At 69.7% G+C, this 24,474-nt stretch carries 25 protein-coding genes; 10 read left to right on the forward strand and 15 right to left on the reverse strand.

Annotation, left to right across the window (positions count from 1 at the left end; all coding sequences use genetic code 11):
• On the forward strand, positions 1-649 hold a 649-nt coding region (locus tag ABEA46_RS15805; RefSeq protein ID WP_345545773.1), incomplete at its 5' end, for a nuclease-related domain-containing protein.
• Positions 650-782: 133 nt separating this feature from the next.
• Here the strand turns inward: ABEA46_RS15805 and ABEA46_RS15810 are convergent.
• The gene (locus tag ABEA46_RS15810) at positions 783-962 is read right to left on the reverse strand and encodes a MerR family transcriptional regulator (RefSeq protein ID WP_292873499.1); all 180 of its coding nucleotides are present in this window, start codon (positions 960-962) and stop codon (positions 783-785) included.
• Between the two features lie 117 nt (positions 963-1,079).
• Between ABEA46_RS15810 and ABEA46_RS15815 the strand changes: the two genes are divergently transcribed.
• Positions 1,080-1,724: a hypothetical protein gene (locus ABEA46_RS15815; RefSeq protein ID WP_345545778.1), complete on the forward strand. Its 645-nt coding sequence runs from the start codon at positions 1,080-1,082 to the stop codon at positions 1,722-1,724.
• Positions 1,725-2,103: 379 nt separating this feature from the next.
• On the opposite strand, the gene ABEA46_RS15820 is transcribed toward ABEA46_RS15815, so the two are convergent.
• The 6 genes from ABEA46_RS15820 to ABEA46_RS15845 form a co-directional block, all read right to left on the reverse strand.
• Entirely contained in the window at positions 2,104-2,730 is a 627-nt protein-coding gene (locus tag ABEA46_RS15820) for a hypothetical protein (RefSeq protein WP_345545779.1), read from the reverse strand.
• Between the two features lie 232 nt (positions 2,731-2,962).
• Positions 2,963-3,391, reverse strand: coding sequence for a nitroreductase family deazaflavin-dependent oxidoreductase (locus ABEA46_RS15825; RefSeq protein WP_345545781.1), 429 nt, complete (start codon positions 3,389-3,391; stop codon positions 2,963-2,965).
• Between the two features lie 73 nt (positions 3,392-3,464).
• Positions 3,465-4,388: a S1C family serine protease gene (locus ABEA46_RS15830; RefSeq protein WP_345545783.1), complete on the reverse strand. Its 924-nt coding sequence runs from the start codon at positions 4,386-4,388 to the stop codon at positions 3,465-3,467.
• A 78-nt stretch (positions 4,389-4,466) separates the two neighbouring features.
• The gene (locus ABEA46_RS15835) at positions 4,467-4,832 is read right to left on the reverse strand and encodes a cupin domain-containing protein (RefSeq protein ID WP_345545785.1); all 366 of its coding nucleotides are present in this window, start codon (positions 4,830-4,832) and stop codon (positions 4,467-4,469) included.
• Positions 4,833-4,850: 18 nt separating this feature from the next.
• A complete protein-coding gene (locus ABEA46_RS15840; protein WP_345545787.1) occupies positions 4,851-5,294 on the reverse strand; it encodes a hypothetical protein in 444 nt (147 codons plus the stop codon).
• A gap of 104 nt (positions 5,295-5,398) precedes the next feature.
• Positions 5,399-5,896 carry a GNAT family N-acetyltransferase gene (locus ABEA46_RS15845; RefSeq protein WP_345545789.1) on the reverse strand — a complete coding sequence of 166 codons (498 nt, stop codon included), beginning with the start codon at positions 5,894-5,896 and terminating at the stop codon, positions 5,399-5,401.
• A gap of 16 nt (positions 5,897-5,912) precedes the next feature.
• On the opposite strand from ABEA46_RS15845, the gene ABEA46_RS15850 reads away from it, so the two are divergent.
• The gene (locus ABEA46_RS15850) at positions 5,913-6,482 is read left to right on the forward strand and encodes a helix-turn-helix domain-containing protein (RefSeq protein WP_345545791.1); all 570 of its coding nucleotides are present in this window, start codon (positions 5,913-5,915) and stop codon (positions 6,480-6,482) included.
• A 4-nt stretch (positions 6,483-6,486) separates the two neighbouring features.
• On the opposite strand, the gene ABEA46_RS15855 is transcribed toward ABEA46_RS15850, so the two are convergent.
• The 4 genes from ABEA46_RS15855 to ABEA46_RS15870 all read right to left on the reverse strand — a co-directional run bounded on the left by ABEA46_RS15855 (position 6,487) and on the right by ABEA46_RS15870 (position 13,318).
• On the reverse strand, positions 6,487-9,876 hold the full coding sequence (locus ABEA46_RS15855) for an error-prone DNA polymerase (RefSeq protein ID WP_345545793.1): 3,390 nt from the start codon (positions 9,874-9,876) through the stop codon (positions 6,487-6,489).
• Between the two features lie 12 nt (positions 9,877-9,888).
• On the reverse strand, positions 9,889-11,565 hold the full coding sequence (locus tag ABEA46_RS15860) for a Y-family DNA polymerase (protein ID WP_345545795.1): 1,677 nt from the start codon (positions 11,563-11,565) through the stop codon (positions 9,889-9,891).
• A gap of 1 nt (position 11,566) precedes the next feature.
• Positions 11,567-12,289 carry a hypothetical protein gene (locus tag ABEA46_RS15865; protein WP_345545797.1) on the reverse strand — a complete coding sequence of 241 codons (723 nt, stop codon included), beginning with the start codon at positions 12,287-12,289 and terminating at the stop codon, positions 11,567-11,569.
• 69 nt (positions 12,290-12,358) lie between these two features.
• Positions 12,359-13,318, reverse strand: a complete 960-nt coding sequence (locus tag ABEA46_RS15870) for an EamA family transporter (protein WP_345545799.1) — start codon at positions 13,316-13,318, stop codon at positions 12,359-12,361.
• Positions 13,319-13,358: 40 nt separating this feature from the next.
• Here ABEA46_RS15870 and ABEA46_RS15875 point away from each other — a divergent pair, with 40 nt between their 5' ends.
• Positions 13,359-13,892, forward strand: coding sequence for a MarR family winged helix-turn-helix transcriptional regulator (locus ABEA46_RS15875; RefSeq protein WP_345545801.1), 534 nt, complete (start codon positions 13,359-13,361; stop codon positions 13,890-13,892).
• 16 nt (positions 13,893-13,908) lie between these two features.
• On the opposite strand, the gene ABEA46_RS15880 is transcribed toward ABEA46_RS15875, so the two are convergent.
• The 3 genes from ABEA46_RS15880 to ABEA46_RS15890 all read right to left on the reverse strand — a co-directional run bounded on the left by ABEA46_RS15880 (position 13,909) and on the right by ABEA46_RS15890 (position 16,615).
• A complete protein-coding gene (locus ABEA46_RS15880) occupies positions 13,909-14,406 on the reverse strand; it encodes an HNH endonuclease (protein ID WP_345545803.1) in 498 nt (165 codons plus the stop codon).
• Positions 14,407-14,754: 348 nt separating this feature from the next.
• The gene (locus tag ABEA46_RS15885; RefSeq protein WP_345545805.1) at positions 14,755-15,663 is read right to left on the reverse strand and encodes a M23 family metallopeptidase; all 909 of its coding nucleotides are present in this window, start codon (positions 15,661-15,663) and stop codon (positions 14,755-14,757) included.
• Positions 15,664-15,913: 250 nt separating this feature from the next.
• Positions 15,914-16,615, reverse strand: a complete 702-nt coding sequence (locus tag ABEA46_RS15890; RefSeq protein WP_345545806.1) for an iron-dependent transcriptional repressor DtxR — start codon at positions 16,613-16,615, stop codon at positions 15,914-15,916.
• 129 nt (positions 16,616-16,744) lie between these two features.
• Here ABEA46_RS15890 and serC point away from each other — a divergent pair, with 129 nt between their 5' ends.
• Positions 16,745-17,860 carry a phosphoserine transaminase gene (serC, locus tag ABEA46_RS15895; RefSeq protein WP_345545807.1) on the forward strand — a complete coding sequence of 372 codons (1,116 nt, stop codon included), beginning with the start codon at positions 16,745-16,747 and terminating at the stop codon, positions 17,858-17,860.
• A 114-nt stretch (positions 17,861-17,974) separates the two neighbouring features.
• On the opposite strand, the gene ABEA46_RS15900 is transcribed toward serC, so the two are convergent.
• Positions 17,975-18,631, reverse strand: a complete 657-nt coding sequence (locus ABEA46_RS15900; RefSeq protein ID WP_345545809.1) for a TetR/AcrR family transcriptional regulator — start codon at positions 18,629-18,631, stop codon at positions 17,975-17,977.
• A gap of 213 nt (positions 18,632-18,844) precedes the next feature.
• On the opposite strand from ABEA46_RS15900, the gene ABEA46_RS15905 reads away from it, so the two are divergent.
• From ABEA46_RS15905 to ABEA46_RS15925, 5 genes are all read left to right on the forward strand, one after another.
• Positions 18,845-20,506 (forward strand): ABC transporter substrate-binding protein, encoded by a 1,662-nt coding sequence (locus ABEA46_RS15905; RefSeq protein ID WP_345545810.1) that lies wholly within the window; start codon positions 18,845-18,847, stop codon positions 20,504-20,506.
• A gap of 112 nt (positions 20,507-20,618) precedes the next feature.
• A complete protein-coding gene (locus ABEA46_RS15910; protein ID WP_345545811.1) occupies positions 20,619-21,545 on the forward strand; it encodes an ABC transporter ATP-binding protein in 927 nt (308 codons plus the stop codon).
• Positions 21,542-22,360, forward strand: coding sequence for an ABC transporter ATP-binding protein (locus tag ABEA46_RS15915; RefSeq protein ID WP_345545812.1), 819 nt, complete (start codon positions 21,542-21,544; stop codon positions 22,358-22,360). The genes ABEA46_RS15910 and ABEA46_RS15915 overlap by 4 nt, the downstream gene beginning before the upstream one ends.
• Positions 22,357-23,340, forward strand: a complete 984-nt coding sequence (locus ABEA46_RS15920; RefSeq protein WP_345545814.1) for an ABC transporter permease — start codon at positions 22,357-22,359, stop codon at positions 23,338-23,340. The genes ABEA46_RS15915 and ABEA46_RS15920 overlap by 4 nt, the downstream gene beginning before the upstream one ends.
• A gap of 1 nt (position 23,341) precedes the next feature.
• The gene (locus tag ABEA46_RS15925) at positions 23,342-24,409 is read left to right on the forward strand and encodes an ABC transporter permease (protein WP_345545816.1); all 1,068 of its coding nucleotides are present in this window, start codon (positions 23,342-23,344) and stop codon (positions 24,407-24,409) included.
• Positions 24,410-24,474: the final 65 nt, after the last annotated feature.

Consider the following 24,474-nt stretch of genomic DNA (forward strand, 5'->3'; position numbering starts at 1 on the left):
GGTACGGCTTGGTCACTGGGACATCCTTCCAGAGAGGACGAATCCTCAAAGTTCAGACGTCAACCAAACCCGGGGCAGTCCCGACCATCCGAAGCTCGGCGGGTTTATCCTCGCGCTCACCGATGACCCGCAGAGCACCAAAGCGTGGGAACGCGGCGCCATCGGTGAAGAGGTCCTGGCGCGGCGTCTCGCCGACCTGCCCGACACCTTCCGGGTCCTGCATGACCGTCGCATCCGAGGCACTCGAGCGAACATCGACCACATTGTGATTGGCCCGACTGGCGTCTGGGTGATCGACGCGAAGAGGTACGTGGGCAAGCGTCCCGTTCTGCAGGTGGAAGGCGGCATCATCCGACCGCGCGTCGAGACTCTGCATATCGGCGGACGAGACCGCACCAAGCTGATCCAAGGCGTGCAGTCCCAGCTCGAACGAGTGACTGCGGCCCTCGGAGAGGCAGCGCCTCCGGTAACTGGCGTGCTGTGCTTTCTCGAAGCCGACTGGCCATGGATCGGCGGCTCCTTCAGTGTCGATGGCGTCCATGTTCTCTGGCCGCGCCTGCTGGTCCAACGCATGACGGACGCGCCACCGCAGCCCATCGACGTCGACCTCATCCACACCCAACTGGCCAGCGCCTTCCCCAGCGCGTAGTGCGGCCACCGGGGCTGGAGTCAGCGCTTTGAGCAAGCCCGACGAGGGAGGGCCCCGGCTGACCCGTGCTTGGGATCACGCCGTGCGCGCCGGCTGCCCGCACCATTGGGCTGCACCGCGCGTTGCGGGGCGGTCAGGCGTCGACGCCGAAGGCGCGCAGCAGCGGGACGCGCGGGATCATCCGACGCGGGCCGAGTTGGACCGTGGGGATGGTCCCGTTCTCGATGCCGAGCTTGATCGTGCGGTAGTCGACGCCGACGAGCTTCGCGGCATCCTTCATCGTCAGAGCCAGGCAATCCTGTGATCGGTTCATCACCCTTCCTTCCTTTGAGCCAGCAGTGTCAGTCTTACTTCGTCGCAAAGTACCACGCCTGAGCCAAGATCGACAGTCTTCTTCGCGATTCGGCGTAGACCTGGAATAGTGGGCTTCATGGCAGACGTCAAGGCGTATGACTTCAGCGACGAACGCGTTGACCTCGGCAGCGGGGTGACGCTGCCGAAGTCCTGGCGCGCGCGTGTGTCGGGCGAGCAGGGCGTGCCCGGCACGATCACTGTCCGCGTGGAGTGGGATGCCAGGCTCGGACGCACCGCCGTCGTGTTCGCCGCCCTCGAGCGCGAAGCAGAGGGCGTCGACATCACCAGCCAGGTGCTCCGCGAAGTGCGAACGCACTGGATCATGACGATGTCAGCTCTCGATGCCGTCACCGTCGACGTCGGCACCGCGGAGGGCGACAAGCTCGACCGCATCCCGGTGCGCGGCTATCTCAGTCGCGTACTGGCGCAGAAGGAGCGCGAGCCCCTTGAGTCGCTCCACACCGCGATCGCCGTCTATCGCGTCGCGACAGCAATCAGCTTTCCGCCGCTGAAGCTCGTCGCCGACACTCTCCAGATCAGCCAGAGCACCGCGACCCGCCTCATGAGCCGCGCACGCGACTCGGGGCTGGCTCCAGACATTCGCATTCAGGAACCCCGTCGGGCGCCGGCGGTAGACCCATACAATCCGGGCGGGCCATTCGGCCCAGCGGCGCCTCACGCTGGGCCGACTCAGCCCGGAGGTCCGTCGATCGGACTCTGAGCCGCCCCGCCGACGCCTCCGCTTGGCGGGCAGTCCGGGGCCAGCGACGTCAGATCCTGTCGAGAGCAGAATGCTCAGTAGTAGCGCTATTTGGCGACTTCTGTTCTGCAATGTGCTCATTTGACTTGCGTCGCCCTACGTCTCGACTTCGACGCCCGCGGAGCCGTCCCCTCGGGCGCCCGCGATCGCTGGTTTTCCGGGGATTCTTGCCCGCATTTTGACCGCAAACGGTTTGCCGCAACCTGCTTTCAGCGGTCGCTCAATGTTGTCCCGGTCCTGCAGAATCCGCGTAATTCCGCGGTTCTTGCCGGTATGGGTTCGATTGAGCATTATGCTCAGTCGTGTTCGAGTCCCTCCAGGGGCTTCGTGCTTCTCTGCCTCAGATCTTGACGGGGAAGGTGAGCATGATGATGACCCCCACAACACCCACCACGATCCCCAGGCCGAGCAGGACGCGACGGATCCAGGGGGCGGCATCGCGCTGTGACATAGCGGTCAGGAACAGGACCAGTGCGAACAGCACGGTCAGCAGCGAGTAGTTGTCGCCGCGCTGGTTGTTCTCCAGCGCCTGCTCGAACTTGGCATCGGCAGTGGCCGCCAGCTCCACGGCTTCGTCGGTACCCGGTGGGACGTACTCATCGAGCACGAACGGGCCACGTTCGGTGCGACCGCCAGCCTCCCAGGCGCTGAAGGCGACAGCGAACTCCGGGGTGAAGCGCTCTTCGATGAACACCCGAAGTTCGTCGTTGCCGGCTTCTTCAGCGAGCACCCACTGGGTGAACATCGACAGGTCGTACAGCCGCGCGTCCCGCGCCTGCCCCTCCGCGGCTGTCGCCTGGATGCGGGCACTGGAAGCCTGGCTGAACGCGATCGACATCTCGCCGCCCCACTTGGAGGCCTCGAACCCGCACCACGCGGTGAGCACCGCAGTGACAGACAGCACGAACACCGTCACGATGTCGAGGATCCGGCTCTCGCGGTGTGGCGCTGTGCTGCTGTCTGACATCCGATCCCCGCTTCCCTCGACCAAAGCTCGCGTTCGGCTCAGTCTTGCGGACGAGGGCCGCGCACGGCGAGCGCTTGTGGAGCGCCTCGGCGACCGCGATACTGTCACGGCTGCGAGAACACGGCGGAACATCGGGCAGCCCTCGACACATACGCGCGATGCGCGATGCGCGAGCGGCCGTCTCCGACCGCTCGCGCATCTCATCTCGCAGATCGGCTGCCCGGCGGTGCGACTAGGCGCGGCGCAGCTGCAGCACGGGGATCGTGCGGATGCCCCGCGTCTTCACCTCGTACTCGCCGAAACTGGGGTACCGGCGCACCTGCTCGGCGTAGATCCGGTCGCGATCGGCGCCGCGGACCTCGCTGACCGTGACGGGGTACCGTTCCTCGCCGACCTCGACGCTCCCCGTGCCGGCATCGCGCAGGTTGTAGTACCAGGCAGGATTGGTGGGGGCGCCGCCCAGGGTCGCGAACACGTAGATGCTGTCGGGATCGGACTCGTCGGCGAGGTACATGACCGGGGTCACGTGCTCGTTGCCGCTCTTGCGTCCGCGATGGTGCATGAGCACGATCGGGGCGCCTTCGAAGTAGCCGCCGACCTTGCCCTTGTTCGCGCGGAACTGCGCGATCGTGTTCGCATTCCAGTCGTCGTGGTCTGACACTGCGCGTCCTCCGTGGTTGTGGGGTGGGGTTCACCGAGCGTAGCCAGCCCGGCAGGGGGAAGGATCGTCCGCGTCACCCGACGCGCAGCTCCTCGGGCTCGACGACGACGTCGACGAGTGCGCCGTTGCGCCAGACCGTCATCTCCATGCGGCGCCCGATGGCCCCTTCGACCATGCGCCGCTGCAGTGCGGTCGGATTCGCGATCTGCACGCCGTCGAGCGACAGCACGATGTCGCCTACGCGTGCGCCGGCGGCGGCCGCGGGGCTGTTCGGCACGACAGAGACCACCTGCATCCCGACCTGGGATCCGGCCTTGACGGCCACGTCCGGCCCGAGCGGCACCGTCGAGCCCGCGATGCCCAGCCACGCCCGCCGTACGCGGCCCGTGGTGCGCAGCGCATCGATGATCTCGCGGGTCGTCGCGTTGATGGGCACGGCCAGGCCCAGCCCGACTCCGGCGACGGCCGTGTTGACGCCGACCATGCGTCCCGCGCTGTCGGCGAGCACTCCGCCGCTGTTGCCCGGGTTGAGGGCGGCATCGGTCTGGATCACCTCGTCGATGACGCGTCCCGACCGCGTGGGCAGCGAACGTCCGAGCGCCGACACGATCCCCGCGGTCACACTGCCCGACAGGCCCCGGGGGTTTCCGAGCGCCACGACGAGCTGCCCGACACCGAGGGTGGCGGCATCCCCCATCGTCACCGGCGGGGGTGTCGCCCCGTCCGCGCGCAGGACGGCGAGGTCCGAAAGCGGATCGGCGCCCGCGACGGATGCCGCGGCGACGGTGCCGTCGGGGAACGCGAGCTCGACCCCCACGGCGCCCTCGACGACGTGCGCGCTCGTGAGGAGATGGCCGTCCGGTGTGATCACCGCGGCGCTGCCCGCACCGGCGCCCTGCCGCGTGCGCACGCTCACCGCCGCCACCGAGGGCAGCACCGTCTGCGCGACGCGCATCACGGTCGAGGAGTAGGCGTCGAGAGCCTCGTGATCGTCCACGCACCCAGTGTCGCGCCGCCACGGGCGGCCGGGGCAGAGTTCGCGCACGGCGGACGGAGCGACTGGGCCGCTGCGGAATCAGTCCAGCTCGCGCAGCGGCGAGGTCATGCCGCCTCCCGCGTCGCCGGTGTTGACCGTGCCCTTCGGCTCGAAGAGGATCGCATGCACTTCGGCGTCGGCCTTCGGGCAGTGCTCGACGCCCTTCGGCACCACGAAGACGTCGTTCGGTCCGAGGACGACGTCGCCGTCGCGCAGTTGGATGGTGAGCTCACCCCGCACGACCAGGAACAGCTCGTCGGTGTCGGGATGGGTGTGCCACACGAATTCGCCCTGCAGCTTCACCACCTTGACGTCGTAGTCGTTGACGCTGGTCAGCCGATGCGGCTGCCAGTGCTCGGCGATCAGCGAGAGAGCAGCATCGACATTGCGCACACCATCGGCCATGCCGTCATCGTAGATCCCTCAGCTGCCGTACCAGTCGCCCGTGTTCACCCCGGGGCGATGGTGCATCCTGCCCCCGTCGATGGGGGCGGTCTCGTGGCCCACCAGCTCCTGCAGCCACAGCGGCCGATCATCGATCGCAACCGACCCCGCCCCTGTCGTGAAGTACGCGATGATCGGCGGGCTCACGACGAACGCCGCCGCGAACGAGCCGGCGTCGCGGACGCCGACCACGGCGACACGGGCGTGCAGGTCGCGCATCAGGGCGGCGAACGCCGATGGGTCATCGAGGATCGGCGCCCTCGGCGCGACAGGCAGCTGCGCACACACCTCGTCGAGGAGGTTCTGACGCTGCACCGCGGCCAGCCGGGCGAATGCGGCAGCGTACGCCTTGTCGGCGACGCTGACCGGCACGTTCCCCAGCGCATAGGCGTATCGCGCGATCTGCTCGTCGTCGCTGATCACGCGGGGAGTGTGTCGCCGCTTCACGGTTCCTCCTGCTGGTGAGCGCCAGAGTACGCCTCGGGCGGCCTCCTCGACAGGCGTCGAGCGCACTCCGTGAGCAGGTGTCATCTCTCGAGCGCGAGTTCCAGGATCACGAGGTCGAGCCGCTCGTCGAACTTGGTCCCAATCTGGCGCAGCAGGCCGGCGCGGGTGAAGCCGAAGCGTTCGTGCAAGCGGATCGAGGCGGTGTTGCCGGACTCGATGTCGGCGATCATGACGCGCAGACCTGCGTCGCGCGCCAGGTCGATGAGCTCTCCGAGCAGGAGCGCGCCGAGGCCCTGACCCTGGAACGCCTCGTCGACATAGATCGAATCCTCGACGGTGAAGCGATACCCAGACTTGAACCGCCACGGCCCGTAGGCCGCGTAGCCGGCCACGACGCCGTCGACATCGGCGACGATGACGGGATGCCCCGCCGCACGATGATCGGCCAGCCACTGCTCGCGGTCACGGCGGTCGACTACGTGATCCGTCCAGATCGCCCGCGAATGCTCGATCGCGTGGTTGTGGATGGCGAGGATGGCGTCGAGGTCGCTGTCGTCGGCGTGTCTGATGGTGGCCACACAATATAGTAGACAGATGTCGCAGATATCAGCCAACTCGGAGGATGCGGATGTCGGCGCCGCCGTCCGCAGCGCACGCGAGCGACGCGGCTGGTCGGGCAGCGAACTGGCGTCCGCATCCGGCGTGTCCCGCGCGATGATCGACCGCATCGAACGTGGGGCGAGCAGCCCGACGGCCACGCTGCTCGGCAGGCTCGCCGCCGCCCTCGGACTGACGATCTCGAACCTGCTCAGCAGACCGGCGGCGCCCGAGAGCGGCGTGCTCCGCGACGGCGACCGCCCGACCTGGACGGACCCGGCGACCGGCTACCGCCGCCGCCAGGTCGCGGCGACCCCGGCCTTCCCGGTCGACGTGACCGAGGTGACGCTGCCGCCGCACGCGCGGGTCACGTACCCTGCCGCGACGTACGCCTTCAGCCGCCACCTCGTGTGGGTCTGCGCCGGCACGCTGACCTTCCACGAAGGCGGCGTCGTGCACCGGCTGTCCGCCGGCGACCGGCTCATCCTGGGTGAGGTCGCAGAGTGCACCTATGAGAACGAGGGCGACGACGACTGCACCTACTCGGTGGTCGTGGCCCCCGCCTGACGCCTCACCGGAAGTCCCGGGCCCGATGCTCCACGCCGACGCGGAGGTCTTCGAAAGCATCGGCGACGAGGTTCGTCACGCCCTCGACCGAGCGTTCCAGCAGCCCGCGCACGATGAGCGCGGGCGAATCGCGCACGATGCGCCGATAGCGGTTCCAGACGCCGATCGAGCACACGATGTTGACGAGGCCGTGCTCGTCTTCGAGGTTGATGAAAGTGATCCCGGATGCCGTCGCCGGACGCTGCCGGTGCGTCACGAGTCCGGCCACCTCGACCCGGCGACCGGGCTCGTGCGAGCGCAGCTCGCGCGAGGTCAGGACCCCCCGGGCGTCGAGGCTGGAACGGTAGTGCGTCAGCGGGTGGTCGTCGGTCGAGATGCCGGTTGCCCACAGATCCGCAGCGAGCCGCTCGTAGCTCGTGGGGTCGGGGAACAGCGGCGGCTGCACCGCGATGAGCGAGTCGGGCAGGAACTCGGGGCGATCCTGCGCGGCAGCCCCCGCCATCCAGATCGCCTCGCGCCGGCTGACACCGAGGCACTCGAACGCCCCCGCCGTCGCGAGCGCCTCGATCTGCGCCGCGGTGATGCTGGTGCGCCGCACCAGGTCGCGCAGGTCGCGGAACTCTCCCCCGGCATCCCGCGCGGCGACGATGCGCTGCGCGACAGTCGCGCCGATGCCCTTCACCCCGGCCAGTCCCAGGCGCACCGCGAACCCGCCGTCACGACGGTGCGCCGCCGACTCGTCCGGGGCGCCGAGCTCGAACGTCCCGACCGGCGGCTGGTCGCGCTGCAGGCACGAGTCGAGACCGGGGGGATGCTCCGCACCCACCGGCTCGAGCACCGCCTCGACCCCCGAGGCGTGCAGGTCGGGACGGCGCACCTCGACGCCGTGCCGCCGTGCGTCGGCGGCGAGGGTGGCCGGCGAGTAGAAGCCCATCGGCTGCGCCCGCAGCAGGCCGGCCAGGAACGCGCCCGGGTAGTGGAGCTTGATCCATGAGCTCGCGTACACGAGCAGCGCGAACGACAGCGAATGCGATTCGGCGAACCCGAAGTTCGCGAACGCCTGGATCTTGGCGTAGATCGCGTCGGCGTCCTCGCCGACGAGGCCGTGCGAGGCCATCCCGGCGTACAGCTTCTTCTTCAGCGAATCGATGCGCTCGACCCCGCGCTTGGACCCCATCGCCCGGCGCAGCAGGTCGGCGTCCTCGCCGGTGAGTCCGCCCACGGCCATGCCCATCTGCATGAGCTGCTCCTGGAACACCGGGATGCCGAGCGTGCGCTCCAGCACCGGCTCGAGCTTCGGGTGCGCGTAGGTGACGGGCTCCTGCCCGAGCTTGCGCTTGACGAACGGGTGCACCGCGCCGCCCTGGATCGGCCCGGGACGGATGAGCGCGATCTCGATCACGAGGTCGTAGAACCGTCGCGGCTGCAGGCGCGGCAGCAGCCCCATCTGCGCGCGGGACTCCACCTGGAACACCCCGATCGAGTCGGCGCGGCACAGCATGTCGTAGACCGCCTTCTCCTCCTTGGGGATGGTCGACAGCTCCCAGTCCTCGCCCGTCGAGGCGCGGATCATGTCGAAGCAGTACTGCAGGGCCGCCAGCATCCCGAGCCCCAGCAGGTCGAACTTGACCAGCCCCATCCAGGCGGCGTCGTCCTTGTCCCACTGGATCACAGTGCGGTTCTCCATGCGGGCATGCTCGATCGGCACGACCTCGCCCACCGGCCGGTCGGTGAGCACCATGCCGCCGGAATGGATGCCGAGATGCCGAGGGGCCTTCAGCAGCTCGCTTGCGAACTCCAGCACCTGATCGGGGATGTCGTGCCCGGCACCGGTTTCGAGCAGCGCACCCCAGCCCTCGATCTGCTTCGACCACGCATCCTGCTGACCCGGGGAATGGCCGAGCGCCTTCGCCATGTCGCGGACCGCGTTCTTGGGCCGGTACTGGATGACGTTCGCGACCTGCGCGGCGCGGTCGCGGCCGTACTCCTTGTAGACCCACTGGATCACCTCTTCACGGCGGTCGGAGTCGAAGTCGACGTCGATGTCGGGCTCCTCCTCGCGCAGGCTCGAGAGGAACCGCTCGAACGGCAGGTCGTACCCGATCGCGTCGACGGCCGTGATGTCGAGCAGGTAGCAGATGGCGCTGTTGGCCGCGGAGCCGCGCCCTTGGCAGAGGATGCCCCGGCCGCGGGCGAACTGCACGATGCCGTGGACGATGAGGAAGTAGCCGGGGAAGTCCTTCATCTCGATGACCCCGAGCTCCTTCTCGATGCGCGCCCGGTTCTCTTCTGTGAGGTTCGGGTACTTGCGCGGCACGGCCTCCCAGACCAGGTGCCGCAGCCACGACATCGGCGTGTGTCCCTCGGGCACCTTCTGCTTCGGCAGTGCCGGCTTCGCCTTGCGAAGCGGGAACTCCAGCTCGTCGGCGAGCGTCACGGTGCGGGCGACGGCGTCGGGGAACCGCACGAACCGCTCCGCCATCTCTGCCCCCGACCGCAGGTGCGCGCCGGCGTGGGCGGGCAGCCAGCCGTCGAGCTCGTCGAGCCCGCGGTTCGCGCGGACCGCCGCGACCGCGGCCGCCAGCAGCTGCCGCTTCGGTACGGCGTAGTGCACGTTGTTGGTGGCCAGCAGCGGCAGTCCGCGTTCCCGCGCGAGCCCGGCCAGCACGTCGTTGTCGCGCGAGTCGAGCGGGTTGCCGTGATCGATGAGCTCGACGTGCACGGCGTCCCGGCCGAACAGCGTCACGAGCCGGTCGAGCTCGCTCGCCGCCGCGTCGGGGCTGACGGCCAGCGCGCGCCGCACCGCCCCCTTGCGACACCCGGTGAGCACGGCCCACTGGCCATCGGCCTGTGCCGCCAGCTCGTCGAGGTCGTAGACCGGACGCCCCTTCTCGGCCCCCTGCAGCTGGGCGTGTGTGATCGCGCCGGCCAGCCGGTGGTACCCCTCCTCACCACGCGCGAGCACCAGCAGATGAGCGCCGACCGGGTCGGCCTCGCCGTTCTGCGGCTTCGGCAGCTCGAGCGAGAGCTCCGCCCCGAACACGGTCTTCAGCTGCAGCGCCTCGGCGGCCTCGGCGAAGCGCACGATGCCGTAGAACCCGTCGTGGTCGGTCACCGCCAGGGCATGCAGCCCCAGACGCTCGGCCTCTTCTGCCAGCTCTTCGGGCGAGGACGCACCGTCCAGGAACGAGTACGACGAGTGCGCGTGCAGCTCGGCGTACGGGATCGCATCGGCCGGCCGCTCGATCTCGGGAGCGACATACGGTCCGCGCTTGTGCGACCATGCCGGGCTGTCGCCGCCGTCTGCCCCCACCGGCGGCGCGTCCGGGCGGCGACGTCCCGACAGCACGCGCTCCATCTCGGACCACGGCACCCCGGGATTGTTGAAGCCCATCAGCCCGGCTCCCTAGTCATATGCCGCCTCCGCGGTCCAGGCGTCGCCGTCGCACACCAGCAGCCACGCGCCGCCGTCGGCGTCGACTACCTGGAAACGGTGCGCACGACGTGCGCGGGCGGCATCCCATCCCCGCTCGACCACCGGCCATGGTCCTGCCCATGCCTCGATCGCGCGCCGCCGCCCGCTCTCGGTGAGGAACGCGGGCACCGCCGACACCGCGCCCCGCTCGTCGACGTCGACGAGCTCGCCGCCGAGCGCCCGCACGTCGACCGGCACCGGGTCGGCGAACACCGTCGTCGGCAGCGGGTCGGGCAGGCTCCCGGGCCACGGCCGTGCGCGCTGCGCCGCGAGCCCGCCCGCACCCCCGGCTCCAGGGGCGCGCGTGCCGGCCCGCCGGTCGCGGGCGTCCTTGTCTCCCCACGGCACGAGCACCTGCCGCTCGGCCAGCCACCGGCCGCCGCCGATCACCGGCGTGAGCACGCCACGGTGCCCCAGCATCGCCTGCACGCGCGACAGCGCATGGTGCACGCGCTGCTCGGGACCGCCGCCGAACAGCGCCGGAGCGTGGTGGGATGCCGCCTCCACCGCTTCGGGAGAGATCCGCACCAGCGCCACGCCGCTGCGCAGTCCGCCCCCCGCGGAGCCGCCGGCATCCCCCGACCCGACATCCTCGGCGAGCTGCCAGCGCACCCGGTCGACGATCGCCGGCGCATCGAAGGATCCGGGATGCAGCCACACCCGCTCGCTGCGCTCCCCCCGATCGCCGACGAGCTCGACGCGCAGCTCGGTGCACACGAGGTCCACCGCGCCGAGTCCCGCGACGAAGTCGTCGGCGGTCACCCGCATCGCGAACGCCACCTGGTCGGCGATCTCGAGCGGCGGCTCGAACGCGACCTCGCGCTGCAGCTCAGGCGGCGGGGTCCGCGGCTGCACCGGCCGGGAGTCACGGCCCGCGGCGAGGGCGTGGAGCCTCACACCCCGCTCGCCGAACCGCTCGCGCACCCGGTCGGGGTCCATCTCGGCGAACCCGCCCAGCGTCTGCACGCCCAGCCGCGCCAGCAGGCCGACGAGATCCCCTGCCCCCTCCTTGCCGACCCCACCCGCCGCCGCGTCGAGGACGGCGACCGACAGCGGCGCGAGGAACCCCGCCGCGCCCCCGGCCGGCACCACGAACACCGGATCTGCCGCGCTCGTGCCGCCGCGCGCCGCCTGCTCGGCCGTGAACGGCCCGTCGGCGATCCCCGCCCGCACCCCGTCGACCCCCTGGTCGCGCAGCACGTCGAGCAGCACCCGGGCGGCCGCGACCTCGCCGCCGTAGTACCGCGCCGGGCCCCGCGCGCGCAGTGCGCACAGCCCCGGCCGCACCAGCTGCACCCCCGGCGCCCGTTCTTCGATCAACGACACCACCGGCGCGAACGCCCGATGATCGCGCGCCTCATCGGCGGCCACCACGGTGAGCCCGGGGCAGCGTGCCTGCGCGTCGCGCCGCCGCTGCCCGCGGCGCACGCCGTCCGCACGCGCCGAAGGCGAGCACGCGACGACGAGGTTGCGTTCCACGACGGCGAGAGGACGCCGCACCCCCGGCGCGTCCGACTCCACGCCCGCGCCGGCTTCGCGCGCGATCGCCGTGACCGGCCAGTCGGGGAACCACAGCACGAGGCTCCGGACGGGCGTCACCGGCGTCATGTCACCCCACCGCCCTGGCCAGAGCGACGTCGTCTGCGACCTGCCGCAGCGGCTCGACCGCCCGCATCCGCTCGGGCACGGCCGACACCTGCCCCGAAGAATCCGGGAGCATCACGCGCGTCCGTCGCGACCGTGGCCAGCGGCGGCTCGACGAGGTGATCGTCATCTCGCGGCCGGAGAGATAGCCGTGGCCTCGGCCCACGCCCTCCCACGCCGGCTCGCCCACCTCGAGCACCGCCTCTGCCTGCGGCCACGGCCCCTGCACGAGGAGCACGGCTCCCCGATCCCGCAGTCGGGCCGCGAGACGGGCGATCTCGCCGTCGGCGGCGCGCCCGGTCGGCCGCACCGCGACCACCGGCAGCACCTCGGCCACGGTCGAGGTCACCGCGAGCCACCGCGCACCGGGGTCGGGGATGAGCACGAGGCGCGCCAGGTCGACCCCCAGGCCTTCGGCCGCCTCGGCACCGAGGCGCGGCATGCCGATCACGCCGCACCAGGAGCCGGACTGCGACGGCTGGGCGAGCAGTGCCAGCAGCACCGACGTCGAACGCGGCAGGGAGTAGGCGGCGCCCGGCCGCAGCCCCCCACCGGGGAGCAGCGAGGCCAGCGCCGGCAGCACCGGCAACACCGGAGCGTCCAGCCGGCGCCCCTGCACGCGTTCGAGCTGGGCGCGCAGTGTCGCGACGGCGCCTGCCGAATCAGTGAGCTGCACGATCGCCCCCATACTTCATGTTAGAACGGATGTTCTAGCATTTCAATCGATGGGAACGAGGCTACCCTGCACTTCCGACAGTTATGTTCGAGGATCCTTCGCGCGGATCATCCCACGAGCGACGCCGTCGTCGCGATGCGCGCGAACCCTCCCGCCTGCAGCACGAGCGAAAACCGTCAACCCAGCGGTTCGGCGCGGAGACGCCGCGCCGAGCGCGATCCCCGACAGCACGAGCCCGACGCCGACGACCTGCGGCACGCCGAACGCCTCCCCCGCGATGACGACGCCCAGCACGACGCCGGTGACCGGATTGAGCAGCCCGACCACGCCCACCACTCCGGGAGAGAGGCGACGCAGCCCGGAGAACCACGCGACGTAGGCCAGGGCCGTGGCCACGAGGGTCAGGTACGCGAAGCCGATCGCCGACGGCGCCGTGAGCACGGGCGGCGCCCCCTCGGCGAGCACTGCGACCGGCAGCAGCACGATCGACCCGCCGATCAGCTGCCACGCGGTCATCGGCAGCGCGGGCACGTCCGAGCCCCATCGCGCGGTCAGCACGAAGCCGATCGACGAGGCGACCATGGCCCCCAGCGAGGCCGCGACGCCCCAGACGTCGGCCCCGTCCGCATCGAACCCGAGCATCACCACGACGCCCGCGAGCCCGACGACCGCGCCGACGACGGCCGCGGCGCGCGGCCTGCGGTGCAGCAGCAGCCACGCGAACAGCAGCATGCAGGCGGCGGAGGTCGACATCAGCGTCGCCGCAAGGCTCGACGGCAGCCGTTGTCCGGCGATGTAGACGAGCACGAAGAACCCGCCGACGTTCAGAGTGCCGAGCACGAGCGATCGCCACCACCACGATCCCCGCGGCAGACGTCGCGCGAGCAGCAGCACGATCAGCCCGGCCGGCAGGGCCCGCAGCACGCCGCCCCACAGCGGCGCATCGGCCGGGAGCAGCTGCCTGGTCACGACATATCCGCTGCCCCACGCGATCGGTGCGATCGCCGTGATCAGGATCCAGCGCAGTCGTTTATCTTCCATGGAAGACACTTTATCTTACGGGGAAGATAAGCTGGCCGGCATGCCCCTTGCGAACACCTCCGACCCCGAACCGGGGGATGCGTCCGCCGACAGGGTCGCCGAGATCCAGCGCGAGTGGCGCCGCGAGCGCCCCGACCTCGATCCCTCACCGCAGGGGGTGATCGGACGCCTGCACCGGATCGCGCTCATCCTCACCGAGCAGCTGGTCGCCGTCTACGAGGAGTTCGGACTCAGCGAGGGCGAGTTCGACGTGCTCGCCACCCTCCGGCGCGCCGGTGCACCGTACGAACGGGCCGCGGGCGAGCTCGCCGAACACACCCTCGTCACCACCGGTGGCCTCACCAAACGGGTCGACCGGCTGCAAGCCCGGGGCCTGGTGGAGCGGCGGGCCGAGGCATCCGACGCGCGAAAGCGGCTCGTGCGCCTCACCGACGACGGAGTGGAGCTCATCGACCGTGCGATCGCCGCCCACCTGGCCAACGAGCACCGGATCCTCGGCGAGCTCGGCGCCGCCGACGCCGCCGCACTCGAGCCCGTCCTGACCCGGTGGCTGCGCGTCCTCGACGGCGGCTGACCGCGACCGGGCGGCCTCACGCCGCGAGCGTCAGATACGGCTCCCAGCGCGGGTCGGTGCGCTCGGTGCCGCGCACCGTCCACTGCGCCCCGCGCGGCGGACGCGGTGTGAACCGCAGCTCCCAGTCCATCTCTTGCGGCGTGCGGTCGCCCTTGACGTTGTTGCAGCGCAGGCAGCACGCGACGAGGTTCTCCCACGAGTCCGCGCCGCCGCGGGAGCGGGGCAGCACATGGTCGATCGTCGAGGCCGACTTGCCGCAGTACGCGCAGTGGTGGCTGTCGCGCCGCAGCACTCCTCGCCGCGTCACCGGGATGTGGCGTCCTCCCGGCACCCGCACGTAGCGCGTGAGGATGATCACCGCCGGGCGTTCATACGCGCGTCTGGTGCCCCACACCGGATCGGCCTCGGTGTGTTCGATCACGGTCGCCTTCTCGTTCATGACGAGCACGAGGGCTCTCTTGAACGACACGACCGCGAGCGGCTCGTAACCTGCATTCAGCACCAGTGTGCGCATTGATCATCCTCTCGAACGGCCGGAACGGCTTTCCGGTGATTCGAATCACATGACGATCAAGGGCGGACGGGCATGAAAAAAGGCGCTGTCTACAGACAGCGCCCTGGCGCCACGGCAATGCCGCGGCATCCACTCGTGCAATGCCGAAGGACGAGGCGTCCAAGCGCATCCATGGTTCGGATGCGAGGTGTGCAGCCCATCGGCTCCCTCCGCTCTCTCAGCGTCGGGATCAGGCTAACGCACCCAGCAGACAGCGGGGCGATGCGGATCGTGAACGCCGCGTGGCGTGTCGACGAACGGATGCCCCGCGCCGAGGGCGCGGGGCATCCGTCCTGCTGTGCTGCGGGATCAGCCGGCGTTGGCCTGAAGCCACGCCCACGGGTCGACGACCGAGCCGTTGATGTGGATCTCGAAGTGCGTGTGGCAGGCGGTCGAGCTGCCGGTGCTGCCGACCAGGCCGATCAGCTGACCGGCCTCGACAGACTGGCCGACCGCCACCTGGCGCGAGCCGTACGTCATGTGACCGTACAGCGAGTTGACCCGCTGACCGCCCAGGACGTGATCGATCGAGACGGCGACGCCGTAGCCGCCGTAGCTCTCCTGCGAGACCTTGACGACACCGGCCGCCGTGGCGTAGACGGGCTGACCGCAGGACGCGAGCAGGTCGACGCCCTGGTGGTAGCCCGAGTCCCAGAGGCCGCGGCCCTTCTTGAAGTTGGTGAGCGGCCAGCGCACCTCGCCGGTGCCGGGCGACGTGAGGGCGATGTTGGCGCCGATCGATGCCGTCGACGCACGCTTGGCCGCCTCGCGGGCACGCTCGGCGGCAGCCTCGGCCGCCTTCTTCTTCTCGATCTCTTCGGCGGTGGTCGCCGAGTAGCTGTCGCGGGCCAGCTCTTCGCTGGTGGAATCGGATGCCACCACGAACGTCTGCGCGTCGTCCATCGCCATCTGCTGCAGCGTCAGCGGCTCTTCGCCGCTCTTCGCGGCGCCGGCCGCGAAGGCGGGCAGGGCGACCGTCGCGACGAGGCCGCCCACCATGCTCAGGATGACGAGGCTGCGCAGCGGCTTGGCGATGCGCCCCTTCTTCGCGGCGGGGCGTGCGGATGCGGATGCCGTCGCGGGGGGTGCGGACTTCACGGGCGCGACGGCGCCACGCGATCGTCTCGCGGGAGCGGTCTTGCGTGCGCGCGCACGACGGGTCTGATTCGTCGCGTCGTGCTCGGGTCCGTTCGCGGGCGACTCGATCTCTTCAGCCAAACTGTCCTCCGGCGCCTCTGCGCCGGGGCGCCTGGCTCGTCGGGTTGCGTGAGGGCGGACGCGTCGGGACACGTCACGCGATTTCGCACCGCGGGGACGACGAGCCGGTGAGGCGATCCACGCGGGGTCCGGTCGGCGGGCTTCTCGCCTGGTGGACTTTTCGAGGCTACCCGAAGGTCACGATTCTGTCACGCTACACGCCTGGCAAACCGCTGGATGCCGTTTTCCGACCGGGCGGCATCCTCCGCGATCAGCGCGCTTCGTCCACGAGGAAGATGTGCGACGCGACCTCTACCGGGAGCTCGAGACCCTCGTCACTGCCCTGCATCTGCACGAGCACGTAGCCCTCGTTGAAGCGGTAGTCGCCGATGGCGCCCGGCACGACGCCGGCGCCCTTCAGCTGCTGCAGCAGCTCGGGGTCGACCTGGGCCGGCTCGGCGAGGCGGCGCACGGTGCCCGTGATCGGCTCGCCGGCGTCGTTCAGGCGACGGACCAGACCCACGACGCCCTGCTCGAACTGCGTCGCCGGCACATCGCCGAGCTGGTCGAGACCCGGGATCGGGTTGCCGTACGGCGACTCGGTGGGGTGGCCGAGCAGCTCGACCAGGCGACGCTCGACCTGCTCGCTCATGACGTGCTCCCAGCGGCAGGCCTCGTCGTGCACGTAGGCCCAGTCCAGCCCGATGACATCCGACAGCAGTCGCTCGGCGAGACGGTGCTTGCGCATGACGTCGACGGCCTTCTGGCGGCCGGCGTCGGTGAGCTCGAGGGTGCGGTCCTCCGACACGACGACGAGGCCGTCGCGCTCCATGCGGCCGATGGTCTGCGACACCGTGGGGCCCGAGTGGCCCAGGCGCTCCGAGATCCGTGCGCGCAGGGGGACGATGTTCTCCTCTTCGAGCTCGAGGATCGTACGCAGGTACATCTCGGTGGTGTCGATCAGGTCGGTCATCGCGGTGTCCTCAGTTCTCAAGGGGCAAAGGCCAGCCTATCCTCTGCCCCCGCACCCGAGGCCCGTGCGAGGGCCGTCGCGGCCCGTCACGCGGTCGGCGGCCGCGTGAGGCGTCTCTAGAATCGATCCATGGCGCACATCGAGCTTCCCCGAGAGATCCTGCCCGCCGACGGACGCTTCGGGTGCGGGCCGTCGAAGATCATCCCCGCGCACCTCGAGGCCCTCGCCGGGCGCGGCGCGGCCCTCATGGGCACGTCGCATCGCCAGGCCCCCGTCAAGGACCTCGTCGGCAGCGTCCGCGCGGGGCTGCGCGAACTGTTCCGCGCCCCCGCCGGCTACGAGGTCATCCTCGGCAACGGCGGCTCGACCGCGTTCTGGGACGCCGCGTCGTTCGGCCTCATCGACAAGCGTGCGCAGAACCTCGTGTTCGGCGAGTTTGGCGGAAAGTTCGCCAAGGCCGCCGGCGCCCCCTGGCTCGAGGCTCCCGATGTGCGCGAGGTCGCCGCCGGCACCCGCACCGTCGCCGAGGCCGTCGAGGGCGTCGACGTCTACGCGTGGCCCCACAACGAGACCTCGACCGGAGTGTCGGCACCCGTGCAGCGTGTGCACGGCGATGACGGCGCACTCACGGTCATCGACGCCACGAGCGCGGCAGGCGGCATCGACTTCTCGGTGCACGAGGCTGACGTCTACTACTTCGCGCCGCAGAAGAACCTCGGCTCGGACGGCGGCCTGTGGTTCGCGGTGGTCTCGCCCGCCGCGATCGAGCGCATCGAGCGCATCGCCGCTTCGGGCCGCTACATCCCCGAGTTCCTCAGCCTCAAGCAGGCCGTCGACAACTCGCGCCTGAACCAGACGCTCAACACCCCCGCGCTCGCGACGCTGTTCCTCCTCGACGAGCAGGTGTCGTGGATCAACGGCAACGGCGGACTGCAGTGGGCCGACGAGCGCACGCGCGAGTCGTCGCAGGCGCTGTACGACTGGGCCGAGGCATCCTCCTTCGCGACGCCCTTCGTCGCCGACGCCGCCGACCGCTCCCCCGTCGTCGTCACGATCGACTTCGACGAGTCGGTCGACGCGGCCGCCGTAGCGAAGAGCCTGCGTGCCAACGGCATCGTCGACACCGAGCCGTACCGCAAGCTCGGCCGCAACCAGCTGCGCATCGCGACCTTCGTCTCGATCGAGCCCGACGACGTGCGCCAGCTGATCCGCTGCATCGACTACACCGTCGAGCGCCTGGGCTGACGCTCTCGCACGCCTGAGAAGAGTGGATGCCGGGGCCCCGGCTGGGCCCACGCGGCCAGAGTCTCCGCTCGACGCGTCAGCGGCGAGTGGAGTGGCCGTGGGGACCGCTCTTCTTCAGTTGTGCGCGCTCGAGGCCGGTTCGGCCAGCGGGGACGGCTGCGGCGAGAGCACGGCCGACACGATCGCCTCGATCGCGAACTCGGATGCGCGCGCGAGGTCGACGGCGGTCGGATCGAGCAGCCACTGCACCTGCAGACCGTCCATGACGGCGAGGATGCTGGCGCACGCGAGATCGACGGTCGCCGGCTCCGTGATGCCGCGCTCGGCGCACACCACTTCGAAGGCGTGGGCGACTTCGGCGCGCAGCGTGCGGTAGCGCTTCTCGAAGAACGGGCGGCCGGGGTGGCCATCGGTCACCGATTCGGCCGACAGCACGGCGTACGCCTGCACGATCCCCGCGCGATGGGCGTTGACGAACGCGGTGCGCACCAGGTGGCGGAACAGCGGCATCCCGTCGGGGATGTGCTGCCCTTCGAGATCGGCGACATCGGTGTCGTCGCGATGCTGGAGCACCTCGATGAGGAGCTGGTCCTTCGACCCGAAGTGGTGAAGGATCCCGGCGTGGGTCATCCCGACCTGGTCGGCGATGTCTTGGAGCGTGCCGGCGGCGAAGCCCTTGCTGCCGAATGTCTCGACGGCCGCATCGAGGATGTCGCGCCGGCGGGCGAGGGTCTCGGGCCGCGAGCGCGGCTGCCGTCGCTGACCTGTCATCGTCGACTCCCCCCTTCGTTTCCGGGCCTCTCGCCCGTGAGTCCTGGCACCGGAATCGGCGTCTGCGAGTCTACGCATGACGAGTCCCGGGGCCTCCGCAGAAGCCTACTTGCAAAAGTTACTTACTTGATTGTAAGTTGATCCGGCAATCACCTCTCGACGTCGTGGTCGAACCTCCGAACACGACGTCGTGCACACATCGAAGGAGTAGCAATGAGGCTCAGAACCTCCCTCGTCGCCGTAGGCCTCGCCGCGGCGATCACGTTGACGGGCTGCGCGGCCGGCAACAGCGGCGACAGCGACAAGCCCGAGGCCGGCGCGTCGCTGACCATCGCCAAGCCGGACGGTCCGATCACCACCGAGGGCAACAACCCCTGGGTGGGCGACTCGTCGGCGCTGAAGCTCGGTTACGCCAACGTGATCTACGAACCCCTCGGGATCGTGAACCTCGCCGACCCCAGCTCGGACGTCGTGCCGTGGCTCGCGTCGGAGATCACCTGGGCCGACGACTACACGTCGGTGCAGCTGAAGGCGCGCGAAGGCGTGAAGTGGAACGACGGCGAGGACTTCACCGCCGACGACATCGCGTTCACCTTCAACCTGATCAAGGACAACAAAGCACTCGACACCAAGGCGCTCGGGATCACCGACGTCGCCACCGACGGCGATGTCGTCACCCTGACGTTCGCGAACCCGATGTTCGTCAAGCAGGACAAGGTCCTGCACACGCTCATCGTGCCCGAGCACGTCTGGAAGGACGTCGACGACCCGACGACGTTCAGCGACGACGACGCCGTCGGGACCGGGCCCTACACGCTGAAGAACTTCTCGTCGCAGTCGGTCGAGATGACCGCTCGCGACGACTACTGGGGCGGCGAGCTGGCCGTGCCGACACTGTTCTACGTCTCGTACGCCGACAACACGGCTCTGACCACCGCGATGGCCAACGGCGACGCGGACTGGGCGCAGGCCTGGATCTCGAACGTCCAGTCGGCCTTCGTCGACAAGGACAAGGAGCACAACGTCTACTGGCCGGCTCCGGGTCTGGGCATCGACACGATGTTCGTGAACACCACCACGAAGCCGTTCGACGACGTCGCGTTCCGCAAGGCCGTGAACATGGTCGTCGACCGTGCCAAGCACCAGGAGATCGCCCGCGAGGGCGGCGTGCCCGAGCTCACCTCGGTCACCGGTCTGCCCTCGGGCGCGGGTGACGCGTTCATCTCGGACGAGTTCCAGGGCAAGGAGTACAAGGTGGACGTCGACGGCGCCAAGAAGGTGCTGAGCGACGCCGGCTACACGTGGGACGGCGACAAGCTCGTCGACCCGTCGGGCACGCCGGTGACCTTCACGCTCTCGGTGCCGCAGGGCTGGAACGACTACGTGACGGGCATCAGCCTGATCTCGGACTCGGTCAAGGCGCTCGGTGTCGACGCGGCAGTGGACACGCCGGACTCCGACACCTGGTGGGCTGCCAAGCAGGAGGGCGACTTCCAGGCGGTCCTGCACTGGACCGACGGTGGCGCGACGCCGTACGACCTGTACAGCGACCAGATGGACGGCCGCTTCCTTAAGCCGATCGGTGAGGCTGCCGACTACAACTTCGGCCGCTTCGACAACGCCGACGCGACCGCGGCGCTGGCCGACTACGCATCGACGACCGACCCGGCCGAGCGCGACGCGGCCCTGGAGAAGATCGAGCAGATCTTCGTCGACCAGGTGCCGGCGATGCCCATCGGAACGCGCCCGTCGATCGCCGAGTACAACACGCGCAACTACGTCGGCTGGCCGAGCGAGGACGACCCGTACGTCCCCGCCGACCCGACGCAGCCGACCGCTGTGCTCATCTTCACGAAGCTCAAGCCCGCCAGCTGAGCTGATCCGAAACGGCAGGGGCTGGGCCCTCATGGCTCAGCCCCTGCTTCTCTCTGGTCGTCCTCCCCCGCCGACCGCCCCACCCTGCACCTGAATCCCGAACAATCGAGACATGACCGAAGACGTTCTGCTGACGATCTCCGACTTCAGCGTCACCTACGACGTCGACCCGCCCGTCGAGGCGGTGCGCGACGTGTCGCTGCAGCTGAAGCGCGGTGAGATCCTGGGCCTGGCCGGCGAATCCGGTTCCGGCAAGACCACGCTGGCCTACGGCATCCAGCGCCTCCTCAAGCCCCCGGCCGTCATCACCGGCGGCTCCGCACTCTTCCGCGACGCCTCCGGCGAGCTCATCGACATCGGCGCTCTGACCGACGACGAGATGCGCCGCTTCCGCTGGGACAAGGCCTCGATGGTCTTCCAGGGCGCCATGAACGCACTCAACCCTGTCATCAACATCGGCCGCCAGCTCGGCGACGTGTTCGTCGCGCACCGGCCCGAGATGTCGCGCGCCGAGCGCACGCGCCGATGCGGCGATCTGCTCGACATGGTGGGCGTCGGCCGCGACCGGCTGAAGTCGTTCCCCCACGAGCTGTCGGGCGGCATGCGCCAGCGCGTCATGATCGCGATGGCACTGGCGCTGCACCCGCAGCTCATGATCATGGACGAGCCCACGACCGCGCTGGACGTGCTGGTGCAGCGCGAGATCCTGCGGCAGATCTCGGACCTGCGCCGCGAGTTCGGCTTCTCGGTCGTCTTCATCACCCACGACCTCCCCCTGCTGCTGGAGATCTCGGACCGCATCGCCGTCATGCGTCACGGCCGCATCGTCGAGCTCGACACCGCTGCGAACATCTACCGCGACCCGCAGCACGAGTACACGCGCCGGCTGCTCTCGTCGTTCCCGAGCCTCACCGGCGAGCGCGGCGACTTCGTGCGCGGCTCGGCGAGCGATGCGGATACCGCACCCCCGGCATCCCCGTCCGCCGACGCCGCATCGACCGACGCATCCGCCGACGCCGAGACGGAGGTTCCGGCATGACGACCCTCGAATTCCGCCACGTGTCCAAGCGCTACCGCGTGCGCGGCGCCGGCAAGATGCTGGCCCTCGACGACGTGAGCTTCGCGCTGCACAGCGGCCAGACCATCGCCCTGGTGGGCCAGTCCGGCAGCGGCAAGTCGACGATCGCGAAGATCATCACGCAGCTCGAGCGCCAGACCGAGGGCGACGTGCTTCTCGACGGCGTGCCGATCCCCCGCCGCGGCCGTGCCCTGCGCCGCTACCGCCAGCAGGTGCGCATGGTCTTCCAGGACCCGTTCGCCTCGCTCAACCCGTACCACACGATCCGTCACCACATCGAGCGCCCGCTGCGCCTCGACAAGATCGTGCCCGCGGCAGAGATCGAGGCGGAGGTGCGCCGTCTGCTCGAGCGCGTGCGCCTGGATCCCGACGCCACGATCGACCGTCGCCCGCACGAGCTGTCCGGCGGCCAGCGCCAGCGTGTCGCCATCGCCCGTGCCCTCGCGTCGCGCCCGAGCCTTCTGATCGCCGACGAGCCCGTCTCGATGCTCGACGTCTCGATCCGCCTCGGTGTCCTGAACCTGCTCGCCGACCTGCAGCGCGAGTCGAACCTGGGCGTGCTCTACATCACGCACGACCTCGCCACGGCGCGTCACTTCAGTGACGAGATCATGGTGCTCAACCGCGGCAAGGTCGTCGAGCGGGGTCCCGCCGACGACGTGATCCTGAACCCGCAGGACGACTACACGCGGCAGCTGCGCAACGCCTCCCCCGATCCCGACCGCCACTTCGGCGGCCACGACAAGGCCGCCGCCACCGAAGGAGTCTCAGCATGAGGTTCTGGCTGCGACGCACCGTCTTCTACCTGTTCACGGCCTGGGCCGCGATCACGATCAACTTCCTGCTGCCGCGCATGATGAAGGGCGACCCGGTCTCGGCGTACCTCGCCAAGAACCAGGGCAAGATCAGCCCCGAGGCCGCCGACGCGCTGCGCACGCTGTTCGGACTCGATCAGAACAAGTCGCTCTGGGAGCAGTACCTCGATTACTGGAAGCTCCTGTTCAGCGGCGACCTCGGCCGGTCGTTCTCGCACGGCCTGAGCCCGGTGACGGATGTGATCGCCAGCGCCCTCCCCTGGACGATCGGCCTCGTCGGTCTCGCGACGATCATCTCGTTCGTGCTCGGCACCGCAGTCGGCGCCTGGATCGGCTGGCGGCGCGGCCGCGCGACCGACGGCATCATCCCGGTCGCGACGTTCTTCTCGACGGTCCCCTACTTCTGGATGGGCCTCATCGCGATCGCGATCTTCTCGTCGACGCTGAAGTGGTTCCCGGCGTCCCACGCCTACGGCAAGGGCACGCAGCCCGGCTTCACCCCCGAGTTCATCGGCGAGGTCGTCTACTACGGCGCGCTGCCGGCCATCACGATCGTGATCGCCTCGCTCGGCGGCTGGATCCTCGGCATGCGCAACATGATGATCACGGTCCTCGACGAGGACTACGTCACTGTCGCGCAGGCCAAGGGGCTCTCGAACCGCACAGTGGTCACGACCTATGCGGCGCGCAATGCGATGCTGCCTCAGCTGTCGAGCTTCGCGCTCGCGCTCGGCTTCATCGTCGGAGGCACGCTCGTCATGGAGCTCGTGTTCTCGTACCCGGGCATCGGCAAGCTGCTGCTGGACGCCACCAATGCGAAGGACTACCCGCTCATGCAGGGCGTCTTCCTCGTGATCACCCTGGCGGTGCTCGTCGCGAACATCATCGCCGACATCGCCTACGTCATCCTCGACCCGCGCGCCCGCCAGATGGAGGCCTGACATGACCGTCCCCACCACCACCGAGCTGACGACGGCACCCGAGCAGCACGCCCCCAGCACTGAGACGATGGCGACAGCCGCACGCGCGCCGAAAGGACCCTCGGGTCCGTCGACGCTCGCGCGCATCGGCTCGTCGTTCGCGATGTTCCGCAACCGCAAGTCACTGACCGGTCTCATCATCCTGGGCGTCTTCGTCCTGATGGCCGTGTTCGCCGACGTCATCGCTCCGTACGGCCCGCTCGACAAGGACTACACGGCGCTCAAGCAGCCGCCGTCGTGGCAGCACCTGTTCGGCACCAGCCACATGGGCGAGGACATCTTCAGCCAGATCGTCTACGGCACGCGCGGCGTGCTCATCGTCGGCTTCCTCTCGGCGATCCTGGCGACGATCATCGCGGTGGCCATCGGCGTCACCGCCGGCATCGTCACCGGCTGGAAGAGCGAGGCGCTGTCGGCGCTCACCAACGTGTTCCTGGTGCTGCCCGGCCTGCCCCTGATGATCATCATCGCCTCGCAGTTCGACGATCCGAGCCTGCTGCTGATCGCGGCGGTGCTCGCCCTCACCGGCTGGGCGTGGGGCGCCCGCGTGCTGCGCGCCCAGACGATGTCGCTGCGCAACCGCGACTTCGTGCAGGCCGCCCGCGCGAACGGCGAGCCGCTCGGCCGCATCATCACCGTCGAGATGCTCCCCAACCTCATGGCGATCATCGCGTCGAGCTTCGTCGGCACGGTGACCGCGGCCATCCTGGGCCTCACGACTCTCGCGTTCATCGGCGTCATCCCGATCACCAACCTCAACTGGGGCACGATCCTGTTCTGGGCGCAGCAGAACGGCGCCTTCCCCGACTACTGGTGGTGGTACGTCCCCGCCGGCCTGTGCATCGCCCTCCTCGGCATGTCGCTGTCGCTGATCAACTTCGGCATCGACGAGTACGTCAACCCGCGCCTGCGGTCCGCCGGCGAGCGTGCCCGCGCCATGCGCAAGAAGGGCATCAAGGTGTCCAGCGCCGTCACCGCGGTGCGTCCCGTCACCGCCGCCCAGAAGCCCGCCGGCACGAAGGACTCCTGAGGCCGGCATCCGTTCCCGTTCCTGATCCTGCGGTGCGGCGGCCGACGCCGCCGCACCCGGACCGA

The organism is Microbacterium jejuense (assembly GCF_039544225.1).
Taxonomy (GTDB): domain Bacteria; phylum Actinomycetota; class Actinomycetes; order Actinomycetales; family Microbacteriaceae; genus Microbacterium; species Microbacterium jejuense.